This window comes from Nocardia sp. NPDC057668, assembly GCF_042799795.1.
Taxonomy (GTDB): domain Bacteria; phylum Actinomycetota; class Actinomycetes; order Mycobacteriales; family Mycobacteriaceae; genus Nocardia.
The window spans coordinates 1-17715 of the sequence record NZ_JBHVIC010000005.1; the positions used below are offsets into that span (position 1 = coordinate 1).

At 66.6% G+C, this 17715-nt stretch carries 20 protein-coding genes and 1 rRNA gene; all 21 read right to left on the reverse strand.

Annotation, left to right across the window (positions count from 1 at the left end):
• Positions 1-85 (reverse strand): 16S ribosomal RNA (locus ACFVBH_RS27570); the annotation flags it as partial.
• Between the two features lie 554 nt (positions 86-639).
• Positions 640-1902 carry a UDP-N-acetylglucosamine 1-carboxyvinyltransferase gene (murA, locus tag ACFVBH_RS27575; RefSeq protein WP_379005920.1) on the reverse strand — a complete coding sequence of 421 codons (1263 nt, stop codon included), beginning with the start codon at positions 1900-1902 and terminating at the stop codon, positions 640-642.
• 10 nt (positions 1903-1912) lie between these two features.
• Positions 1913-2506 (reverse strand): cob(I)yrinic acid a,c-diamide adenosyltransferase, encoded by a 594-nt coding sequence (locus tag ACFVBH_RS27580; protein ID WP_379005922.1) that lies wholly within the window; start codon positions 2504-2506, stop codon positions 1913-1915.
• A gap of 50 nt (positions 2507-2556) precedes the next feature.
• Complete coding sequence (locus ACFVBH_RS27585; protein ID WP_354986855.1) at positions 2557-2973, reverse strand: DUF2550 domain-containing protein; 417 nt, start codon at positions 2971-2973, stop codon at positions 2557-2559.
• A gap of 300 nt (positions 2974-3273) precedes the next feature.
• Positions 3274-3969 (reverse strand): MspA family porin, encoded by a 696-nt coding sequence (locus ACFVBH_RS27590; RefSeq protein ID WP_379005924.1) that lies wholly within the window; start codon positions 3967-3969, stop codon positions 3274-3276.
• A gap of 181 nt (positions 3970-4150) precedes the next feature.
• Positions 4151-4528 carry a F0F1 ATP synthase subunit epsilon gene (locus ACFVBH_RS27595; protein WP_354986847.1) on the reverse strand — a complete coding sequence of 126 codons (378 nt, stop codon included), beginning with the start codon at positions 4526-4528 and terminating at the stop codon, positions 4151-4153.
• A gap of 6 nt (positions 4529-4534) precedes the next feature.
• Complete coding sequence (atpD, locus tag ACFVBH_RS27600; RefSeq protein WP_354986846.1) at positions 4535-5977, reverse strand: F0F1 ATP synthase subunit beta; 1443 nt, start codon at positions 5975-5977, stop codon at positions 4535-4537.
• A gap of 18 nt (positions 5978-5995) precedes the next feature.
• Positions 5996-6964 carry a F0F1 ATP synthase subunit gamma gene (locus ACFVBH_RS27605; RefSeq protein WP_354986845.1) on the reverse strand — a complete coding sequence of 323 codons (969 nt, stop codon included), beginning with the start codon at positions 6962-6964 and terminating at the stop codon, positions 5996-5998.
• A 58-nt stretch (positions 6965-7022) separates the two neighbouring features.
• Complete coding sequence (gene atpA, locus ACFVBH_RS27610; RefSeq protein ID WP_354986844.1) at positions 7023-8663, reverse strand: F0F1 ATP synthase subunit alpha; 1641 nt, start codon at positions 8661-8663, stop codon at positions 7023-7025.
• Positions 8664-8725: 62 nt separating this feature from the next.
• Positions 8726-9538 (reverse strand): F0F1 ATP synthase subunit delta, encoded by an 813-nt coding sequence (locus tag ACFVBH_RS27615; RefSeq protein ID WP_354986843.1) that lies wholly within the window; start codon positions 9536-9538, stop codon positions 8726-8728.
• A gap of 19 nt (positions 9539-9557) precedes the next feature.
• Positions 9558-10112, reverse strand: a complete 555-nt coding sequence (locus ACFVBH_RS27620) for a F0F1 ATP synthase subunit B (protein WP_354986842.1) — start codon at positions 10110-10112, stop codon at positions 9558-9560.
• A gap of 16 nt (positions 10113-10128) precedes the next feature.
• Entirely contained in the window at positions 10129-10374 is a 246-nt protein-coding gene (locus tag ACFVBH_RS27625; RefSeq protein ID WP_354986841.1) for an ATP synthase F0 subunit C, read from the reverse strand.
• A 76-nt stretch (positions 10375-10450) separates the two neighbouring features.
• Positions 10451-11176 carry a F0F1 ATP synthase subunit A gene (gene atpB / locus ACFVBH_RS27630; protein WP_354986840.1) on the reverse strand — a complete coding sequence of 242 codons (726 nt, stop codon included), beginning with the start codon at positions 11174-11176 and terminating at the stop codon, positions 10451-10453.
• A 393-nt stretch (positions 11177-11569) separates the two neighbouring features.
• Positions 11570-11998 carry a hypothetical protein gene (locus ACFVBH_RS27635; protein WP_354986839.1) on the reverse strand — a complete coding sequence of 143 codons (429 nt, stop codon included), beginning with the start codon at positions 11996-11998 and terminating at the stop codon, positions 11570-11572.
• 11 nt (positions 11999-12009) lie between these two features.
• Entirely contained in the window at positions 12010-13182 is a 1173-nt protein-coding gene (locus ACFVBH_RS27640) for an MraY family glycosyltransferase (RefSeq protein WP_354986838.1), read from the reverse strand.
• Positions 13183-13193: 11 nt separating this feature from the next.
• Entirely contained in the window at positions 13194-13859 is a 666-nt protein-coding gene (locus tag ACFVBH_RS27645; RefSeq protein WP_354986837.1) for an L-threonylcarbamoyladenylate synthase, read from the reverse strand.
• A gap of 191 nt (positions 13860-14050) precedes the next feature.
• Positions 14051-14968, reverse strand: a complete 918-nt coding sequence (prmC, locus tag ACFVBH_RS27650; RefSeq protein ID WP_354986836.1) for a peptide chain release factor N(5)-glutamine methyltransferase — start codon at positions 14966-14968, stop codon at positions 14051-14053.
• A gap of 182 nt (positions 14969-15150) precedes the next feature.
• A complete protein-coding gene (gene prfA / locus ACFVBH_RS27655) occupies positions 15151-16230 on the reverse strand; it encodes a peptide chain release factor 1 (protein ID WP_354986835.1) in 1080 nt (359 codons plus the stop codon).
• 124 nt (positions 16231-16354) lie between these two features.
• Positions 16355-16585, reverse strand: a complete 231-nt coding sequence (gene rpmE, locus ACFVBH_RS27660; protein WP_354986834.1) for a 50S ribosomal protein L31 — start codon at positions 16583-16585, stop codon at positions 16355-16357.
• Between the two features lie 166 nt (positions 16586-16751).
• Entirely contained in the window at positions 16752-17042 is a 291-nt protein-coding gene (locus ACFVBH_RS27665; RefSeq protein ID WP_379005932.1) for a hypothetical protein, read from the reverse strand.
• A 64-nt stretch (positions 17043-17106) separates the two neighbouring features.
• Positions 17107-17322, reverse strand: a complete 216-nt coding sequence (locus tag ACFVBH_RS27670) for a hypothetical protein (protein WP_354986832.1) — start codon at positions 17320-17322, stop codon at positions 17107-17109.
• Positions 17323-17715 lie beyond the last annotated feature (393 nt).

A 17715-nucleotide genomic window follows, 5' to 3' on the forward strand; every position in this document is an offset into this window, starting at 1 on the left:
ACCCCGAAGGGCCTTACCGCTCGACTTGCATGTGTTAAGCACGCCGCTAGCGTTCGTCCTGAGCCAGGATCAAACTCTCCGTTGAAGACTCTCAACTCGCTCCGAAGAGCTAATTGGAAGAATTAACCAGAGTCCGAAAACCTTGGCAAAATCAAACGCCAGCAAAAGTATTTGCTGACTAAATGTCCGACCCTCTCACACGGGGGTGTGGAAGATCGGAACCAATAAATTATTGGCACTGACATTCATCGACACACTATTGAGTTCTCAAAGAACACACGCACACGGAACTTCGCGGGCTCTTTGTCCCGGTCGGTCTCCGTGGCTGCTTTCAAAGCTTAGCTCGTAACCTCACAGAAACAAAATCGTCTGCTCGGTGGAGCCAATGTGAACATCAGGCGCTCCTCGTACAACCTCGTTCACCCGGTTCCGCGCTGAGCCTCTCGGCTCCGCGTCTCGGCCCCTGGTCGGTGTCCGTGTCGCTCTGACCTGGAATAAGTTACGTGTTGGTTGTTCGCATGTCAAATCGCCTGTTCAGGAGGGGTTTTCGCGAAGCGCTTCCAACCCCTGCCGTTCAGCTGACCGTCGGATACCCGTTGGCTCGCCGGCGAAACCGGTTCGCGCCCTCGGAAATACCGACTAGTCGGCTGCCCCCACGCGGACGATCTCCGCCCCCAGCGACCGCAGGTTCTCCACGAAATCCGGGTAACCCCGGTCGATGTGGAAGACGTCGTGGACTTCGGTCACCCCGTCCGCCACCAGACCCGCGAGCACCAGACCCGCGCCGGCCCGGATGTCCGAGCTCCACACCGGCGCGCTCGACAGCCGCGGAATACCGCGCACCACAGCGTGATGCCCGTCGGTCCGCGCATCGGCGCCCAGCCGGATCATCTCCTCCACGAAGCGGAATCGCGCCTCGAAGATGTTCTCGGTGATCATCGAGGTACCGTCCGCGATCGCGGCCAGGCCGATGGCCATGGGCTGCAGATCGGTGGGGAAACCCGGGAACGGGAGCGTCGAGAAGTTCACCGCGCGCGGGCGCTCGGACTGCACCACGCGGAAACCGTCCGGTTCGAACGAGATTCGCGCGCCGGCCGACCGCAGCTTGTCCAGGACCAGCGACAGGTGCTTGGGGTTGATGCCGGTGACCCGCACATCGCCCTGGGTCATGGCGGCCGCGATCCCCCAGGTGGCCGCGACGATGCGATCACCGATGACCCGGTGCTCGATCGGGGCGAGCTTGTCCACGCCCTGGATCGTCAGCACCGAGGTGCCCGCACCGGAGATGACCGCACCCATGCGCGCCAGCATGGTGCACAGGTCCACGATCTCGGGTTCGCGCGCGGCGTTGTCGATGACCGTCTCCCCCTCGGCGAGCACCGCCGCCATGAGGATGTTCTCGGTCGCGCCGACCGACGGGAAGTCCAGGCGAATGCGCGCGCCCTGCAGTTCCTCCGCACGGGCCACCAGGCAGCCGTGCTCGATCTCGCTGGTCGCGCCGAGCAGCCGTAGACCCTGCTGGTGCATGTCCAGCGGCCGCGATCCGATGGCGTCGCCACCCGGCAGCGCCACCACCGCGCGCTTGCAGCGCGCCATCAGCGGACCGAGCACGCACACCGAGGCACGGAACTGGGTGACCGCCGGAAAGTCGGCGTGGTACTTGGGCTCGGGCGGCACGGTGATGGCCACCGTCCCGCCGGCGATCGTGACATCGCAGCCGAGGCCGCGCAAAACGTCTGCCATCAGCGGCACATCCAGGATGTCCGGGCAGTTCGTGATCGTCGTCGTGCCTTCGGCCAGCAGCGCGGCGGCCATCAGCTTGAGGACGCTGTTCTTCGCGCCGCCTACCGCGACCTCACCGACGAGCCTGCTGCCCCCGGTCACCAGAAACCGTTCACTCACGGGGGTCAGCCTAGTGGTCCGCTCCCGCGCTCGTGGCCTCTCCGCCCGGGCGCCAGAGGATGTCGCCGTCGGGGTTGGCCACCCGGCCCAGAATGAACAGCAGGTCGGAGAGCCGGTTCAGGTACTTCGCGGGCAGTGCGCTGGTGTCCTCGGGATGGGCGTCCACGGCCGCCCAGGCCGCCCGTTCGGCGCGCCGCGCCACCGTGCGCGCCGTGTGCAGCAGCGCCGCGAGCGGGGTGCCGCCGGGCAGGATGAACGAATTCAACGGCGCCAGAGGCTCATTGAACTCATCGCACCATTTTTCGAGGCGATCGATGTACGGCTGGGTGATGCGCAGCGGCGGGTACTTCGGCTCCTCGACCACGGGGGTGGACAGGTCCGCACCGGCGTCGAAGAGGTCGTTCTGGATGGCGCGCAGCACGGCGGTGATGCGCTCGTCCGGATCGCCGAGCGAGATGGCGACGCCGATCGCCGCGTTGGCCTCGTCGCAATCGGCGTAGGCGATGAGCCGGGGATCGGTCTTGGAGACCCGCGAGAAATCGCTGAGTCCGGTGGTCCCGTCATCGCCGGTACGGGTGTAGATCCTCGTCAGATGCACGCTCACAAGGCCAGACTAGCCGCGCGCGGCGGCCGGGAAACCCCGATGCGGCGTGACTACCTGCGCCGGCGGATGCGCTCGGACGGGCGGGACTCCACCCAGGACAGGAACGCCGCCAGGGCGCCGCGGTCCAGCGCCAGCTCGTAGCCGCCGTGATTGTCGGAGATCATGACGATGGCCTCGTCGGTCATGATGTCGTACTCGTCGTCGTGCGGACTGCGGCGGTTGCCCACCTCGATGTCCAGGCGGCGGATGGCGGTGTCCGGGCCGAGCTTGAGACTGGAGAGTTTGTAGAAGACGAGGTTGTCCTCGCCGTAGCGGATCAGGCCGTGCCGCCACCCGCCACCGTGCCCGCGAGCGGGGAGAACCCGCAGCAGCGCGGCGGTGCCGCCGCGGCGCAGCATGATGAGGCGATAGGTCGAGGCCAGGGCCAAACCGACAAGCAGCAGCACCAGAATGATCAGGACCACCATCCCAGTTCGCAATGCTGCTCCGTCCCTGTTACATCCGCGTGGCCGTCGAGCTCGTCCGGCAGAAGCCGGGCCCCGTGTTTGGTCGATAGTAGCGACCGCTCCGACACGAGGTCCGGCCATCCACCGAATGTGACGTATGCCCTGCTCAGCTGACCTGTGGGTTCAGCCCATGGAGAACGGGGCGCCCCGCTCCGGATCGAGCGTCATGTGCCCGGCCGACTGCCCCGGACCGAGGGTTGTGCCCGTGCCGACGGTCCGCGCCCGAGCAACGGGCGCCGGGACGCGTCGAGGCGGGCGCGTTCAGCCGATGCTGAACGGCTGCCCGTACATGCTGATCTTCTTGTAATGGGAGCCGGTGATCTCGACCACCGAGAATTGCCGGGCCTGCGCATAACCCGCGCAGCCCTGCATTTCCATCGGAACATCTTGGTAGTGAATGTGATACGTACCACTCGTGGGCATTTCGATTTTATCGATCTCGACGAAGGCGACCTGACCGAGGGACAGCGGGAAGTTCAGGCCCGCCGGGATCATCGGCGTCGTACGCGCCGTGGCCTCCGAGGCCCCCGGCGCGACCTGACAGCCGACGATGTAGCCCACCGTCAACTCGGAGACCCCGTAGGCGGGAGAACCGTTGGCGCCCGGTGAATTCCGTGTTCCGCCATCGATTCCCGCGACACCGTCCGGCGTCTCGACTTCAGCGCTGACGTGGCCGGTGAGCCATGAGATCCGGCCCGCCCCGCCGGGTGCCGGGGACGGCGAAATGATCGCCTGCTCACCCACACTCGTGATCGTCACTCCCGGCCGCTCGATCCGGCCGTCCGGCAGCGGGACGGTGACGTCCGCGGCGGCGGTCGCCGGCCCGAGCAGAGCGAGTGTCACCGCGGCGGCGGTTACGGAACTCCATCGAACTATTAGAAATACGCTCATCCATCCCTCGCTCATCGTCGCGAGGCCGCACCCGTCCGAAACCAGAGGGCGACCACGCTGCGCCAACTCGTTGAGGTAATGCCGGAATTTCCTGGAATAGCCGCGGCTTTCGCGAATGCTTCAGATCACATTCGAAGCCGGTGCTCGAGTGTAAACGAAAAGAGCGGCGCCCCGGGATATTTCCCGGAGTCGCCGCTCGATTGCCGAGTGGAACTCGAATCGGACAATCAAGTCCGAGGTGAAACGATCAGGATTCGGCAGCCTTCGCCAGGGCCCGAATCTGCCCCTGCGCCTTGGCCTGTGCGGCCGGGCTCGCGTCCGCGTCGGCGAGCACGGCCTTGGCGGCCGCCTCGTCGATGTCGGCCGCGAAATCGGCGGTCTCGGCGAGCACCCGCACCGAAGTGCCGGTGACGGAGAAGAATCCGCCGTGCACGGCCGCGACGATGCGCTCGTCGCTGTCGGACACGATGGTCACCGTGCCGGCTTCGACCAGCTGACCGAGCAGCGGTTCGTGGCCGGCCAGGATGCCGATCTCACCCTCCGTGGTCTGGGCGGAGACGAACTTCGCCCGGCCGGACCACAGCAGTCGCTCAACGGCGACCAGGTCAACGGACATATCTGCCATGGGTGACTACTTCCCGGCGATCTTCTTCGCAGCGGCCTCGACGTCGTCCAGGCCACCGCAGGAGTTGAACGCCTGCTCGGGCAGGTGGTCGAACTCGCCCTTGCAGACGCGATCGAAGTCGTCGATGGTCTGCTCCAGCGGCACGACGGAACCCGGCTGACCGGTGAACTTCTCGGCCACGATGAAGTTCTGGCCGAGGAACTTCTCCAGACGACGCGCGCGGCCGACGAGGACCTTGTCGCCTTCGGAGAGCTCGTCCATACCGAGGATGGCGATGATGTCCTGCAGTTCCTTGTACTTCTGCAGGATCCGCTTGACCTCGTTGGCAACCTGGAAGTGACGGTCGCCGACGATGGACGCCTCGAGGATACGAGAGGTCGAGGTCAGCGGGTCGACGGCCGGGTAGATGCCCTTCTGCGAGATCGGGCGCGAAAGCTCGGTCGTCGCATCGAGGTGGGCGAAGGTGGTCGCCGGCGCCGGGTCGGTGTAGTCGTCGGCGGGGACGTAGATCGCCTGCATCGAGGTGATCGAGCGACCGCGGGTCGAGGTGATCCGCTCCTGGAGCTGACCCATCTCGTCCGCCAGGGTGGGCTGGTAACCCACGGCCGAGGGCATACGACCCAGCAGGGTCGAAACCTCGGAGCCGGCCTGGGTGAAGCGGAAGATGTTGTCGATGAAGAGCAGAACGTCCTGGTTCTGCACGTCACGGAAGTACTCCGCCATGGTCAGGGCCGACAGGGCGACGCGCATACGCGTGCCCGGCGGCTCGTCCATCTGGCCGAAGACGAGGGCGGTGTCCTGAAGGACGCCCATCTCTTCCATTTCCAGGTGGAGGTCGGTGCCCTCACGGGTACGCTCGCCGACGCCCGCGAACACCGAGGTGCCGGAGAACTCGCGAGCGATACGGGTGATCATCTCCTGGATCAGAACGGTCTTGCCGACACCGGCGCCACCGAACAGACCGATCTTGCCACCCTTGACGTAGGGGGTGAGGAGGTCGATGACCTTGACGCCCGTTTCCAGGATCTCGGTCTTGCCCTCGAGCTGGTCGAAGGCGGGCGGCTGGCGGTGGATGCCCCACTGCTCGCCGTCGCGGCCGAGGCCCGGGGAGTCCAGGCAGTCGCCGAGGGCGTTGAACACGTGGCCCTTGACGACATCGCCGACGGGAACCGAGATCGGCTTGCCGGTGTCGCGCACCTCGACGCCACGCACCAGACCGTCGGTCGGCTGCATGGAGATGGTGCGAACGATGTTGTCGCCCAGGTGCTGTGCGACCTCGAGGGTCAGCGTCTTGGCAACGGACTTCAGGGCGATGTCAACGTTCAGCGCGTTGTACAGCTCCGGGATCGAACCGCGCGGGAACTCGACGTCCACGACGGGTCCGATGACGCGGGAGACGCGGCCAGTGCCGGCGCCAACCCGGGTCTCTGTGGTGACACTTGCGGTCATTGCTTCTTCTTCCTGGCTCTAGTCGCGGTCCGAGCTCGAAGCCAGCGCGTTGGCGCCGCCGACGATTTCCGTGATTTCCTGCGTGATTCCGGCCTGGCGCAGCGAGTTCGCGGTACGGGTCAGTGAATTCACCAGATCCGTCGCGTTATCGGTGGCCGCCTTCATCGCGGTGCGGCGCGCAGCCGACTCCGATGCCGCCGCGTCGAGCAGCGACGAGTAAATCCGAGTGTTGACGTACTTCGGCAGCAGCGCGCCCAGCAGGACGTCCGCATCCGGCTCGAACTCGTACTGAGCCGCGGGGTCGGCATTGCCGTCCGAGAAGCTGTCCTCACCCAGTTCGAAGTTCTCGTCGACGTAGCTCACCTGGATGGGAGCCAGCCGGCGAACCTCGGGCACCTGCGACAGCATCGACACGAAACGCGTGTAGACGATGTGCAGTTCATCGACACCGGCAATGGTGCCGAGCCCGTTGGGGGCGGCGACTTCGCCGTCCGCGCCCGCCATGAACGCCTCGACCAGGTGGTTGCAGGCGGCGGAGGCATCGGCGTAGTTCGGCGACTGGGAGAACCCGGTCCACGCGCCGTTGGTCTCGCGACCACGGAAGGTGTAGTAGGTCAGGCCCTTCGAACCCATCACGTACAGGACGGGTTCCTTGCCCTCGGCGCGCAGGGTGGTCAGCAGCTCCTCGGTGCGCTTGAGCACATTGGAGTTGTAACCACCGCACATGCCGCGGTCGCTGGTGATCACCAGCACCGCGGCACGCCGCGCGTTCGGCCGCTCGGTGAGCAGCGGGTGGCTGAGATTGCCACTGGCGCTTGCCAATTCGGCGAGCACCTTGGTGATCTCTTCCGCGTACGGCTTGGCCGCGGCGACCCGGGCCTGCGCCTTGCTGATTCGCGAGGTCGCGATCAGCTCTTGCGCCTTGGTGATCTTCTTGATCGAGCTCACGGAACGAATTCGGGAGCGCAGTTCGCGCACGCTAGGCATTAGCGGTTCACACTCCCTTCGTTACTCGAGACAGTCATTCGCATCAGCTTCGCCGCTCTTACTTCTCGACGTGCTTGCGAGTGACGGACAGCGACTCGACCTCTTCGTGATCGAGCTTTCCGGCCTCGGCCTCGTTGACCACGCGGCTGCCGTCCGAAGCGAGGAAGCCCTGCTTGAACTTGTCGGTCGCGGTCTTGATCGCGTCGGCGGGCTCGCCCTCGATCTTCTTCGCGCCGCCCTGCAGGGCGTCGAAGGAGTCCTGCACGGAGCTGTGCAGGAACTCGAGCAGCTCGGAGTTGAAGCGGCGGACGTCGCCGACCGGCACCGAGTCGTAGTAGCCGGCGTCGACCAGGAACAGCGAGACGACCTGGTCCTCGACCGCGACCGGGGCGTACTGGTCCTGCTTGAGCAGCTCGACCCAGCGCGCGCCGCGCTCGAGCTGCGCCAGGGAGGCCGCGTCGAGGTCGGAGGCGAAGGCGGAGAACGCCTCGAGCTCGCGGTAGGAGGCCAGCTCCAGACGCAGCGAACCGGCGACCTGCTTCATGGCCTTGGTCTGCGCTGCGCCACCGACACGGGAGACGGAGATACCGACGTTGATGGCCGGGCGGACACCCTTGTTGAAGAGGTCCGACTCGAGGAACACCTGACCGTCGGTGATGGAGATGACGTTGGTCGGGATGAACGCCGAGACGTCGTTCGCCTTGGTCTCGATGATCGGCAGCGCGGTCATGGAACCGGCACCGAGCTCGTCGGACAGCTTGGCCGAACGCTCCAGCAGACGGGAGTGCAGGTAGAAGACGTCACCCGGGTACGCCTCGCGGCCCGGCGGGCGACGCAGCAGCAGCGAGATCGCGCGGTAGGCCTCGGCCTGCTTCGACAGGTCGTCGAACACGATCAGGACGTGCTTGCCCTGGTACATCCAGTGCTGGCCCAGGGCCGAACCGGTGTACGGCGCCAGCCACTTGAAGCCGGCCGAGTCGGACGCGGGGGCCGCGACGATGGTGGTGTACTCCATCGCGCCGTGGGCCTCCAGCGCGGCCTTCACGCCCGCGATGGTGGAACCCTTCTGGCCGATCGCGACGTAGATGCAGCGCACCTGCTTGGTCGGATCGCCGGTGGCCCAGTTGGCCTTCTGGTTGATGATGGCGTCGATGCAGACCGCGGTCTTGCCGGTCTTGCGGTCGCCGATGACGAGCTGACGCTGGCCGCGGCCGATGGCGGTCAGGGCGTCGATCGCGGTGATGCCGGTCGCGAGGGGCTCGCCGACGGGCTGGCGCTCCAGCACGGTGGCGGCCTGCAGCTCGAGCACGCGACGCTCGTCGGCCTCGATGTCGCCGAGGCCGTCGATCGGGGCGCCCAGCGGGTTGATGACGCGACCGAGGAACTTGTCGCCAACGGGGACCGAGAGCACGTCGCCGGTACGACGGACCTGCTGGCCCTCCTCGATGGTGTCGAACTCACCCAGGATGACGGCACCGATCTCGGTGTCCTCCAGGTTCAACGCGACGCCGAGCTTGCCGCCGGGGAATTCCAGCAGCTCGTTGGCCATCGCGGACGGGAGGCCGCTGATGTGGGCGATACCGTCGCCGGTGTCGGTGACCACGCCCACTTCCTCGATGGAGGTTTCCGGGGTGTAGCTCTGGGTGTAGCTCTCGATCGCGCTACGGATCTCATCGGGGGAGATCGTCAGCTCCGCCATGTTCTTCCTGCTCTCGCTGTGGTCTCGTAAGTCGGTGTGTAAGTGCGCTTCTCGGCCGTGTCTCAAGCGAGAGACTGGCGCAAGCGCTGCAGTCGGCCGACGGCGCTGCCGTCGATCAGGTCGTCGCCCACGCGCACGACGACGCCGGCCAGCAGGCTCGGGTCTTCCTGCACATGCACCGTGACGGGCTTGTCGTAGATGCGCTGCAGCGAGGCAGCGAGCTGCTCGCGCTGCTGCGTCGTCAGGGCAGACGCGGAGCGCACGTGCGCCACGATCTGATCCCGGAGCGACGCCGCCAGGTCGGACAGGTGGTCGAAAGCCGCGCCGATGTCGCCCTTCTTGCTGCGGGCGACTGCCTGCTGGACCAGCTCGAGGGTGATCTCCTCGACCTTGCCCGCGAGCAGACGCTGCACCAGTTCACGCTTGGCAGTCAGGGACTGGCCGTGATCGGTCAGCGCCTGCTCCAGCGCGGGGTTGTCGTCGACGATCCGGCCCAGCCGGAACAGCTCGTCCTCGACGGCGGTGAGGCGGCCGCGATCCTCCGCGGCACGCAGCAACGCCTCGCGGCCGAGCAGGACCAGGCTGTCGACCAGGTCGCGGGCACGGGACCAGTCCTGTGCCACGGCGGTGGTCAGCACCGCCTGGGTGGCCGCGCTGATCTTGCCGCCGAACAGGCGCTCGGCCAGTTCGGCGCGGGCCGCACTGGACACCGACTTATCCGCGAGCGCCACACGCAGCGAGCGCTGGTCGTCGAGGACGGCGACAACGGCGAACAGTTCGGAGCCCGTCGTGGCCGCGACGGTGTCGCTTCCGGTCAGAGCGGCCCGAAGAGCTTCCCGCGCACGGGAGCTCGCCTCGCGGCTCGCTGCGTACATGCTTCCCACTTTCGGTTCGTTACCTTCCGACCCCGATGCCGGCGTTCGAATCCAGTTCCGCGAGGAACCGGTCGATCGACGCCGCCTGCTTGGCCTCGTCGGCCACCGACTGACCGATGATCTTCTCGGCCAAGTCGACCGCGGTGCGGCCCAGCTCGGAGCGAAGCTCGGTCACGATCTGCTGACGCTGCGCCTCCAGCTGGGTCTGACCAGCGGCGACGATTCGGTCGGCCTCAGCCTGCGCATCGGAGCGCATCTGGGACAGGATGGTCTGGCCCTGGGTACGCGCTTCCTCACGGATGCGCGCGGCCTCGAGGCGAGCCTCGGCCAGCTGCTCCTGGTACTGCTGCAGGGTCGCCTGCGCCTCGGCCTGCACGGCCTCGGCCTTGGCGATGCCGCCTTCGATCTTCTCCGAGCGCTCGTCGAGCACCTTGGTCAGACGCGGAATCACGTACTTGTAGAACGCGAAGCCGATGACCAGGAGGCAGACCGCAGACCAGAAAATGTCATACGGCTCCGGGATGAGGGGGTTCTGTTCCGACCCCTCAGCCGCGAGCAAAGTCATGTTGCTCATCGCTGATTATCCGGAATCAGAAGATGAAGCCGGCGACGAGGCCGATCAGCGCCAGGGCCTCGGTGAACGCGATACCGAGGAACATGTTGGTGCGGATGGTGCCCTGGAGCTCGGGCTGACGCGCGATGCCCTCGATGGCCTTACCGACGACGATGCCGACGCCGATGCCGGGGCCGATCGCGGCGAGGCCGTAGCCGATGGCGCCGAAGCCGGTGGACTTGGTCTCAGTCGCCTGCGCCAGGATCGAGAGGGTGCTGCTCATGGTGTTGTTTTCCCTTTCTGTCGCCCACCCGCCGTCGGCGCGTGAAGCAGGTTTGTGGAAATTTGGTACCGGTCGGTCAGTGGGAGTCGGCGTGCTGCGCGAGACCGATGTAGACAGCGGTCAGCAGCGCGAACACGTACGCCTGCAGGAAGACCACCAGCAATTCGAAGAGGGTGAAGCCGAAGCCCGCGAGGAGCGAGAACGGCGAGAACACCTTCATCCAGGAGGCGGCGTCGAACAGGAAGAACTGGGTGGCGCTGAAGAACAGCACCAGCATGATGTGACCGGCCAGCATGTTCGCCATGAGTCGCACGGTCAGGGTGAACGGCCGCAGCACGAAGGTCGAGATGAACTCGATCGGAATCAGCAGCACATGCAGGGCCGGCGGCACGTTCGGCACGACGATGCTCGAACGCATGTATTTCAGGAAGCCGTACTTCTTGATGCCCACGTAGTTGAACGTCACGTACGCGACCAGCGCCAGGACCAGCGGGAAGCCGATGCGGGCATTCGAAGAGATGTTCAGGCCCGGAATGATGCCGGAGATGTTCAGGAACAGGACCGAGAAGAAGATCGTCGCGATGAGCGGGAAGAACTTCTTGCCGGATTCCTTGCCGAGCACCTCGTCACAGATCTGCTCCTTGACGAACACCAGCGCGGATTCCGCCACATTCTGCAGGCCTCGCGGAACCAGCTTCGGGCTCCGGAATGCGAGGAACATGACGGCCAGCAGAACGGCCGACATGACGATGCGAATCAGCATCAGCCGATCGAGCTGAAAAAGTGTCCCCTCGAACAGCACTGCTGGAGGGAAGAAGTCGTTAAGCGACGGCGCGTGGAACTCGCCCGCAAGAATGGTGACGCTCAGCGTTCTCTCCCGTGGTCGGGCCGCAGGAAAGGTTTTTCCCTGCGGTTCGATCGGACATTGACGATCTGGTGGTCGACTCAGGTCGGCTCGAAGTTCGTCAGCAGCTGTTCGGGCCAAGCCCGGGCGTCTGTACGCGCGTCGGCGACATCGTCGACGGTGCAGAACCGTGACCCTGGGGGTCAGGTACGGCAGTAAGCATAACCTGCTCCCAGGCGGGTCTCAGGTGACCCCCCCTTGTGCTTCGGTCGGCTACAAGTAAAGAGTTTATCAAGTTATCTACGACAGCGTGTAGGGGGCCGCCTGAACAGCCGGTGAACTGCGCCGAAGCTACAGTTCGCGGTCCACCTCGACGGTCGGAACCTTTTGGCGCAGAAGGCCGTACGTCTCCGCGCCGAGCACAACCAGCAGTGCGCCGACGACCGTCAGGAACAGGGCGCCGGAGCTGTAGAAGTCGTACTGCTTGAGAACCGCGACGACCACGAGGGCCACCAGCAGCTTGCCCACCCAGCTGCCGAGCAGCACGATGCCCTGCAATCCGGATTCGATCTTGGCACTGAAGAGCACCGAGGCGGCGGTCGTCAGAATGAATCCGCCGCCGATGGCGGCGCCGAGCAGGGCGCCCCACAGGCCGGGCGTACCGGCGATAATCGTGGACAGAATTGCCGAAATCACAACCAGCACAGCCAAACCGGCGATGCCGTAGCGCAGCGCGGCCCGCAGTGGGGCGTCGGGACCTGGTTCGGAAGGCTTGCTCACGTCCGGAAACTTTACCCGGCGGTTCTGCCGCCGACCCGCCCGGTCAATCCGCGCCACGACGGGACCGCGGTCACGATGAGCGCGAAAACCAGGCCCGCCGCGAACAGCAGCACCACCAGCGTCCGATCCATCAATGACGTCCCGACCGCGCCGAATGCCAGCACGCTCACCCACAAGTAGATCAGCAGCACGACGCGTCGGTGCGAATGCCCGATCTGCAGCAAACGGTGATGCAGATGCATTTTGTCCGGAGTGGAGAAACTCACACCCGCGCGCACGCGGCGCACGATCGCGAGCACGAGATCGAGGACCGGAATGAACATGACCGCGCCGACCAGCAACAGCGGCGAGAGCAGGCCGACGATGTCGCGCGGGCCGTAACCCTGCAGCGGAATTCGCCCGGACGCGCCGGTGGACACCGCGGCCAGCATCAATCCGATGAGCATGGAACCGGTGTCGCCCATGAATATTCGGGCCGGCTGGAAATTGTGCGGGAGAAATCCCAGGCAACCGCCGGCCAGCGCCGCGGCCAGCAACGCGGGCGGATACGTGTCGGTCGCCCCGCCCACCTCGTAGAGCAGGCCCACGGTGAATACGAACACCGCCACCGAGGCGATGAACCCCAGGCCCGCGGCCAGGCCGTCCAGGCCGTCCACGAAATTCATGGCATTGATCAATGTCACGGTGATGCCGACCGTGACCAGGCCGCCCTGCAGCGGATCCAGGACCACGGTCTCGTTGGTGAAGGGGTTGTAGATGGCGACCCAGCTCAGGCCCATGACGGCCATCACCCCGGCCGCGGTGATCTGCCCGACGAATTTGGTGAGGGCATCCAGACCCCAGCGATCGTCGATGATGCCGACCAGCACGATCAGCGTGCCCGCCGCCAATACCGCCGGAATGTCCTTCGGATACTCGAAGCCGCGGCGCAGTGCGGGCAATTGATGGGCGAACATGACCGCGGCGAGTACACCCAGATAAATACCCAATCCGCCCATGCGCGGCACCGGCTTCACGTGCACGTCGCGTTCGCGCGGTACCGCCACCGCACCGAATCCGATTGCCATGACCCGGATTCCACCGGTGAGCAGAAAGGTGACGACGGAGGCGACGAGCAGCACCAACAGCAGCTCGCGCAGTGGGACGACCGCGCCCTGGCTGAATACGCCCTGACTCAACAGCATCTAGGTGGCCGTCACCGCTCACCGGGCGAGCGCAGTTCCTCCGGCGACATGCCGAGGACCTCCGCGATCTTCTCCACCGGAATCGCACCCTCGCGCAGCACGCGCGGCGCGTCCGAGGTGAGGTCCACGATGGTGGAGGCGACGGCGTGATCGGCCGGGCCGCCGTCGAGGTACACCCCGACCAGCTCGCCGAGTTGTGCCTTGGCCTCGTCGACGGTCTTGGCGGGCGGCTGGCCCGAGACGTTCGCGCTGGAGACCGCCAGCGGGCCGACCTCGCGCAGCAGCTCGAGCGCCACCGGGTGCAGCGGCATGCGCAGCATGACGGTGCCGCGGGTGTCGCCCAGATCCCAGGCCAGCGAAGGCGCCTGCTGCACAACGAGACTCAGGCCGCCGGGCCAGAAAGCGCGAATCAGGTCGCGGGCCTGCGGGCGCACCGAGAAGACGAGTCCGTCGATGGTCGTCCAGGAACCGACCAGCACCGGCACCGGCATGTCCCGGCCGCGGCGCTTGGCCGCGAGCAGCGCGCTGACCGCCTGGCTGTCGAAGGCGTCGGCGGCCAGGCCGTAGAGGGTGTCGGTGGGAATGACGGCCAACCGTCCCGATTTCAGCGCACTCCGGGCCGCGATCAGTCCGGCGGCTCGTGAATCGGAATCGGCACAGTCGTAGACGGTACTCACGCGCAACATCTTGGCACGAACGCCGGAGAACGCCATCGCCGCCGCCGGGTTTCGCGATCGAATCCGAGATCCGCGCGGTGCGAGCGCACTCCGGGCAGCCGGTCCGTTCGTTCCCGGGGTTCGGACCGGATGGGCATCCGGTCGCAGAACAGGGCATGCGCGGAACCGTGCCCTCGGTGTGTCCGCTCGTTTCAGTGCGCGGTCGGCAGGGCGGCGGCGCGGGCCACGACGAAGCGGGGTTTGCCCGCCAGGTCGGGGTGTTCGACCACCTCGGTGAAGCCCGCGGCGGTCAGCAGCGCGGCCACGCCGGAGCCGTTGGTGTCGTCGTGTTCGATGGCCACCACGCCGCCGGGGCGCAGCAGGCGGGCGATGTTGGGGATCATCGGGCGGATGACGTCGAGGCCGTCGGGGCCGCCGAACAGGGCGCGGTGCGGATCATGGTCCGCCACTTCGGGATCCAGGACCGCGGCCTCGGGAATGTAGGGCGGATTGGATACCAGGACGTCGACCCGGCCGGTGAGATGTTCCAGCAGGGCGGGATCGGTGACGTCGGCGGCGTGCAGGTCGATGGGGGTGTCGCCCTCGTCGGCCAGTTGCAGGGCGTTGCGGCGGGCCCAGGCCAGCGCCTCGGTGTCCAGTTCCACCGCGTGCACCTGGGCGTCGGGGCGGGCGTGCGCGACGGCCAGGGCCAGGGCGCCCGAACCGGTGCACAGATCGACCACGATCGGCTGGTGCTCGTGCCCGGCGGCTTCGAGTTGCCCCAGCGCCCAGGCGAAGACGAGTTCGGTTTCCGGGCGGGGCACGAAAACGCCCGGCCCGACCGCCAGATCGATCTCCCCCATCGCCGCGGTGCCCGTGAGGTGTTGCAGCGGAACGCGTTCGGCGCGCCGGTCGACGAGTTTGCGGAACTCCTCGAGCTGGTCCGCGGTCACCATCGGCACGAGCACCAGCCGCATGCGGTCCACGCCGAGGACATGGGCGGCAAGGTGTTCGGCGTCGGCGTCGGGACTGGGCACCCCGGCGGTGCGCAGGATCTCGGCCGCCTCCCGAATCGCGGGCCGCAGTGGCGTGCGGGGCTGCGCCGACTCCCCCGTATTACTGCCGATCACCTGGAAGCCTCGCTTCTACTGGTCCGCCTCGCCGAGCATGCGGCGGACGGCCCGGAAGCCGCCGCCCGGTTCTGACACGTACTGCGGTAGGTGCGGAAACCATCCCGGGACGTCCCGGGGGTACCCATGTTCTCACGGATTCGCCGCGCCGGCCGCCCGGTCGCGCAGGGTCGCGGCGTGCCCTATTCCGCGGCGAGCCGGGCCGCGCGGTCGGCCTCGCCGAGGGCGTTGAACAGGTCGTCCAGCCCGCCCTGCAGCACGGCGTCGAGGTTGTGCGCCTTGAAGCCGATGCGGTGATCGGCGATGCGGTTCTCCGGGAAGTTGTAGGTGCGGATGCGCTCGGAACGGTCGACCGTGCGGATCTGGGTGGCGCGCCCGGCGGCGGCTTCCTGATCGGCCTGCTCCTCGGCCAGGGCCTGCAGCCGGGCCGAGAGGACCTGCATGGCGCGCATCTTGTTCTGCAGCTGCGAGCGCTCGTTCTGACAGGTCACCACGATGCCGGTGGGCAGGTGGGTGATGCGCACCGCGGAGTCGGTGGTGTTGACGCCCTGGCCGCCCTTGCCGGACGAGCGGTAGACGTCGATGCGCAGGTCCTTGTCGTCGATCTGCACCTCTTCGACCTCGTCGGGCTCGGGGTAGACCAGCACGCCGGCGGCCGAGGTGTGGATGCGGCCCTGCGATTCGGTGACCGGCACGCGCTGGACGCGGTGCACGCCGCCCTCGAACTTCAGCTTGGACCACACGCCGTCGCGGGAGGGCTCCTTGGCCTTGATCGAGATCGTGGCTTCCTTGTACCCGCCCATATCGGTGACGGTCGCGTCCAGGACCTCCACCTTCCAGCCGTGCCGTTCGGCGTAGCGGATGTACATGCGGGCCAGGTCGGAGGCGAACAGCGCCGACTCCTCGCCGCCCTCACCCGACTTCACTTCCAGCACAACATCATCGGCGTCGTGCGGATCGCGCGGGGCGAGCAGGTCGGTGAGCGCCTTCTCGTATTCCTCGACCTGCGCGCGCAATCCGGGGATCTCGGCGGCGAAGGAGGAATCGTCGGCGGCCAGCTCTTCGGCGGCGGCCAGATCGTCCCGGGTGGAGGTCAGCTTGTTGTAGGCCGACATGATCGGACCCAGTTCGGCGAAGCGCTTGCCCACGCGCCGGGCCGCACCCGGGTCGTTGTGTAGCGCGGGGTCAGCGAGCTGGGACTCGAGCCCGGAGTACTCGGCCAGAATGTCGTCGATCGCGGAGGGGGCCATCTTGTCGGCCATCGCGGTTCTCCTCGGATAGGGCGTGCACAGTCAGTTTGCGGGTCATTCCGCTGCCGTCCGCGGCCCGACCCTGGAAACACCGCGACGCCCGCCTGCACGGGGCAGACGGGCGTCGTCAGGGAAGCTACTTGGCTTCGGCGCCCTTCGCGGCACGCTTGCCGTAGCGAGCCTCGAAGCGAGCCACGCGGCCACCGGTGTCCAGGATCTTCTGCTTGCCCGTGTAGAACGGGTGGCACTGGGAGCAAACTTCGACCGTGATCTGGCCGGACTCCTTGGTGCTCTTGGTCTGGAAGGTGTTGCCGCAGCCGCACACGACCGTCGTATCGACGTACGTGGGGTGAATTCCTGCCTTCATGGTGTCCTTTCGAAAGGCGCCGGGTCGCCTCGCCAGGTTGTCACCTGGCAGCAAGCGTGAACCGGAACCGACATAGGCATGGTTGCCGACTGATGAGTGTAAACGTCACCCCCGGCGCGTTTTGTTCCACCCCTCATCCGCCCCGGTCGGGCGCGGGGTGGTCCTCCTATTTCGGGCCGTTGGGATCACCGGACGGGACGACCGTGCACGCCTTCGGATCGAAGAGCTGCCCGATCGCACAGCTGATCATTCCGATCGGATACAGCACGGCCAGTGCCGAGCCGGTGATCAGCTGACCGCTGCCGGCCAGGATCGGGAACTGCCGCAGGGTCGAACTGCCGTTGTTGACCTCGTCCACCGCGAACGATCCGGTCGAGGGGTATTCCGCCGCGGCCGAACCCATCCCGGCCACCGTCAGCGCCGCTGCCGCGACGATAGTGGCTGTTACCTTGCGCAATGTCGTACCTCTGTCTCGAAGAATGTGGAACCACACGGGCGGATCGAACGCACGACCCGCACGGCTAGGAGAGCGCGGGCAGCGGGTACCGGCGGCACTCCTGCGACGGATCGATGATGAACACGCGGACCAGCGAGCAGACCGCGGTCGCGACCACCGTTCCCGAGCCCGATGCCGATCCGGTGCCGGAAGCCGTGTCGGGGCCGGCCGCGGTCGCGGATCCCCCGCCGATCAGAGTCAGGGCCGCTGCCGCGGCCAGTGTGGTTGCTGCCTTGCGCATGGTCGTCGACCGCCCGCCTCTTGATGTGAAGTACTTGCGACTCACAAAATATTGCGGGTCACCCGTTTCGCGGCGGGGTTTGCGGCCCCCACTTTTCGGGGGTTCTCGACTCCACCGCCCCCAAAACTGCGGGCGCGCAGATGGTTCGGGCTCGAGTCAGGCTGGAAGTCGAGTAGTTCGCTACTCAAGAATACGAACAGCAGTGTTCATAGAGTAGTTCCAGGTGAGAGGCTTACCACTACCGGGAGGACAGCTGTGACCAGGAGGGACGCGACAGCGGGGGTGGTCCTGGCGGGGTTGGCTCTGCTGGTACTGGCGGGCTGGTGGGGTGCGCCCGGGGCGGGCGACGACGGGGCGGGGCGGGTAGCGACGCCCGCCGCGGCACGCGGGGAC

What these genes read in the sequence shown, in the direction of transcription:
- atpD (WP_354986846.1), bottom strand. Translation starts at nt 5,977, where the DNA reads ATGACCGCAAGTGTCACCACAGAGACCCGGGTTGGCGCCGGCACTGGC.
- rpmE (WP_354986834.1), bottom strand. Translation starts at nt 16,585, where the DNA reads ATGAAGGCAGGAATTCACCCCACGTACGTCGATACGACGGTCGTGTGC.
- ACFVBH_RS27615 (WP_354986843.1), bottom strand. Translation starts at nt 9,538, where the DNA reads ATGTACGCAGCGAGCCGCGAGGCGAGCTCCCGTGCGCGGGAAGCTCTT.
- ACFVBH_RS27640 (WP_354986838.1), bottom strand. Translation starts at nt 13,182, where the DNA reads ATGCTGTTGAGTCAGGGCGTATTCAGCCAGGGCGCGGTCGTCCCACTG.
- ACFVBH_RS27585 (WP_354986855.1), bottom strand. Translation starts at nt 2,973, where the DNA reads ATGGTGGTCCTGATCATTCTGGTGCTGCTGCTTGTCGGTTTGGCCCTG.
- atpA (WP_354986844.1), bottom strand. Translation starts at nt 8,663, where the DNA reads ATGGCGGAGCTGACGATCTCCCCCGATGAGATCCGTAGCGCGATCGAG.
- ACFVBH_RS27595 (WP_354986847.1), bottom strand. Translation starts at nt 4,528, where the DNA reads ATGGCAGATATGTCCGTTGACCTGGTCGCCGTTGAGCGACTGCTGTGG.
- ACFVBH_RS27625 (WP_354986841.1), bottom strand. Translation starts at nt 10,374, where the DNA reads ATGAGCAGCACCCTCTCGATCCTGGCGCAGGCGACTGAGACCAAGTCC.
- ACFVBH_RS27620 (WP_354986842.1), bottom strand. Translation starts at nt 10,112, where the DNA reads ATGAGCAACATGACTTTGCTCGCGGCTGAGGGGTCGGAACAGAACCCC.
- ACFVBH_RS27605 (WP_354986845.1), bottom strand. Translation starts at nt 6,964, where the DNA reads ATGCCTAGCGTGCGCGAACTGCGCTCCCGAATTCGTTCCGTGAGCTCG.
- prfA (WP_354986835.1), bottom strand. Translation starts at nt 16,230, where the DNA reads ATGGCCGACAAGATGGCCCCCTCCGCGATCGACGACATTCTGGCCGAG.
- ACFVBH_RS27670 (WP_354986832.1), bottom strand. Translation starts at nt 17,322, where the DNA reads ATGCGCAAGGCAGCAACCACACTGGCCGCGGCAGCGGCCCTGACTCTG.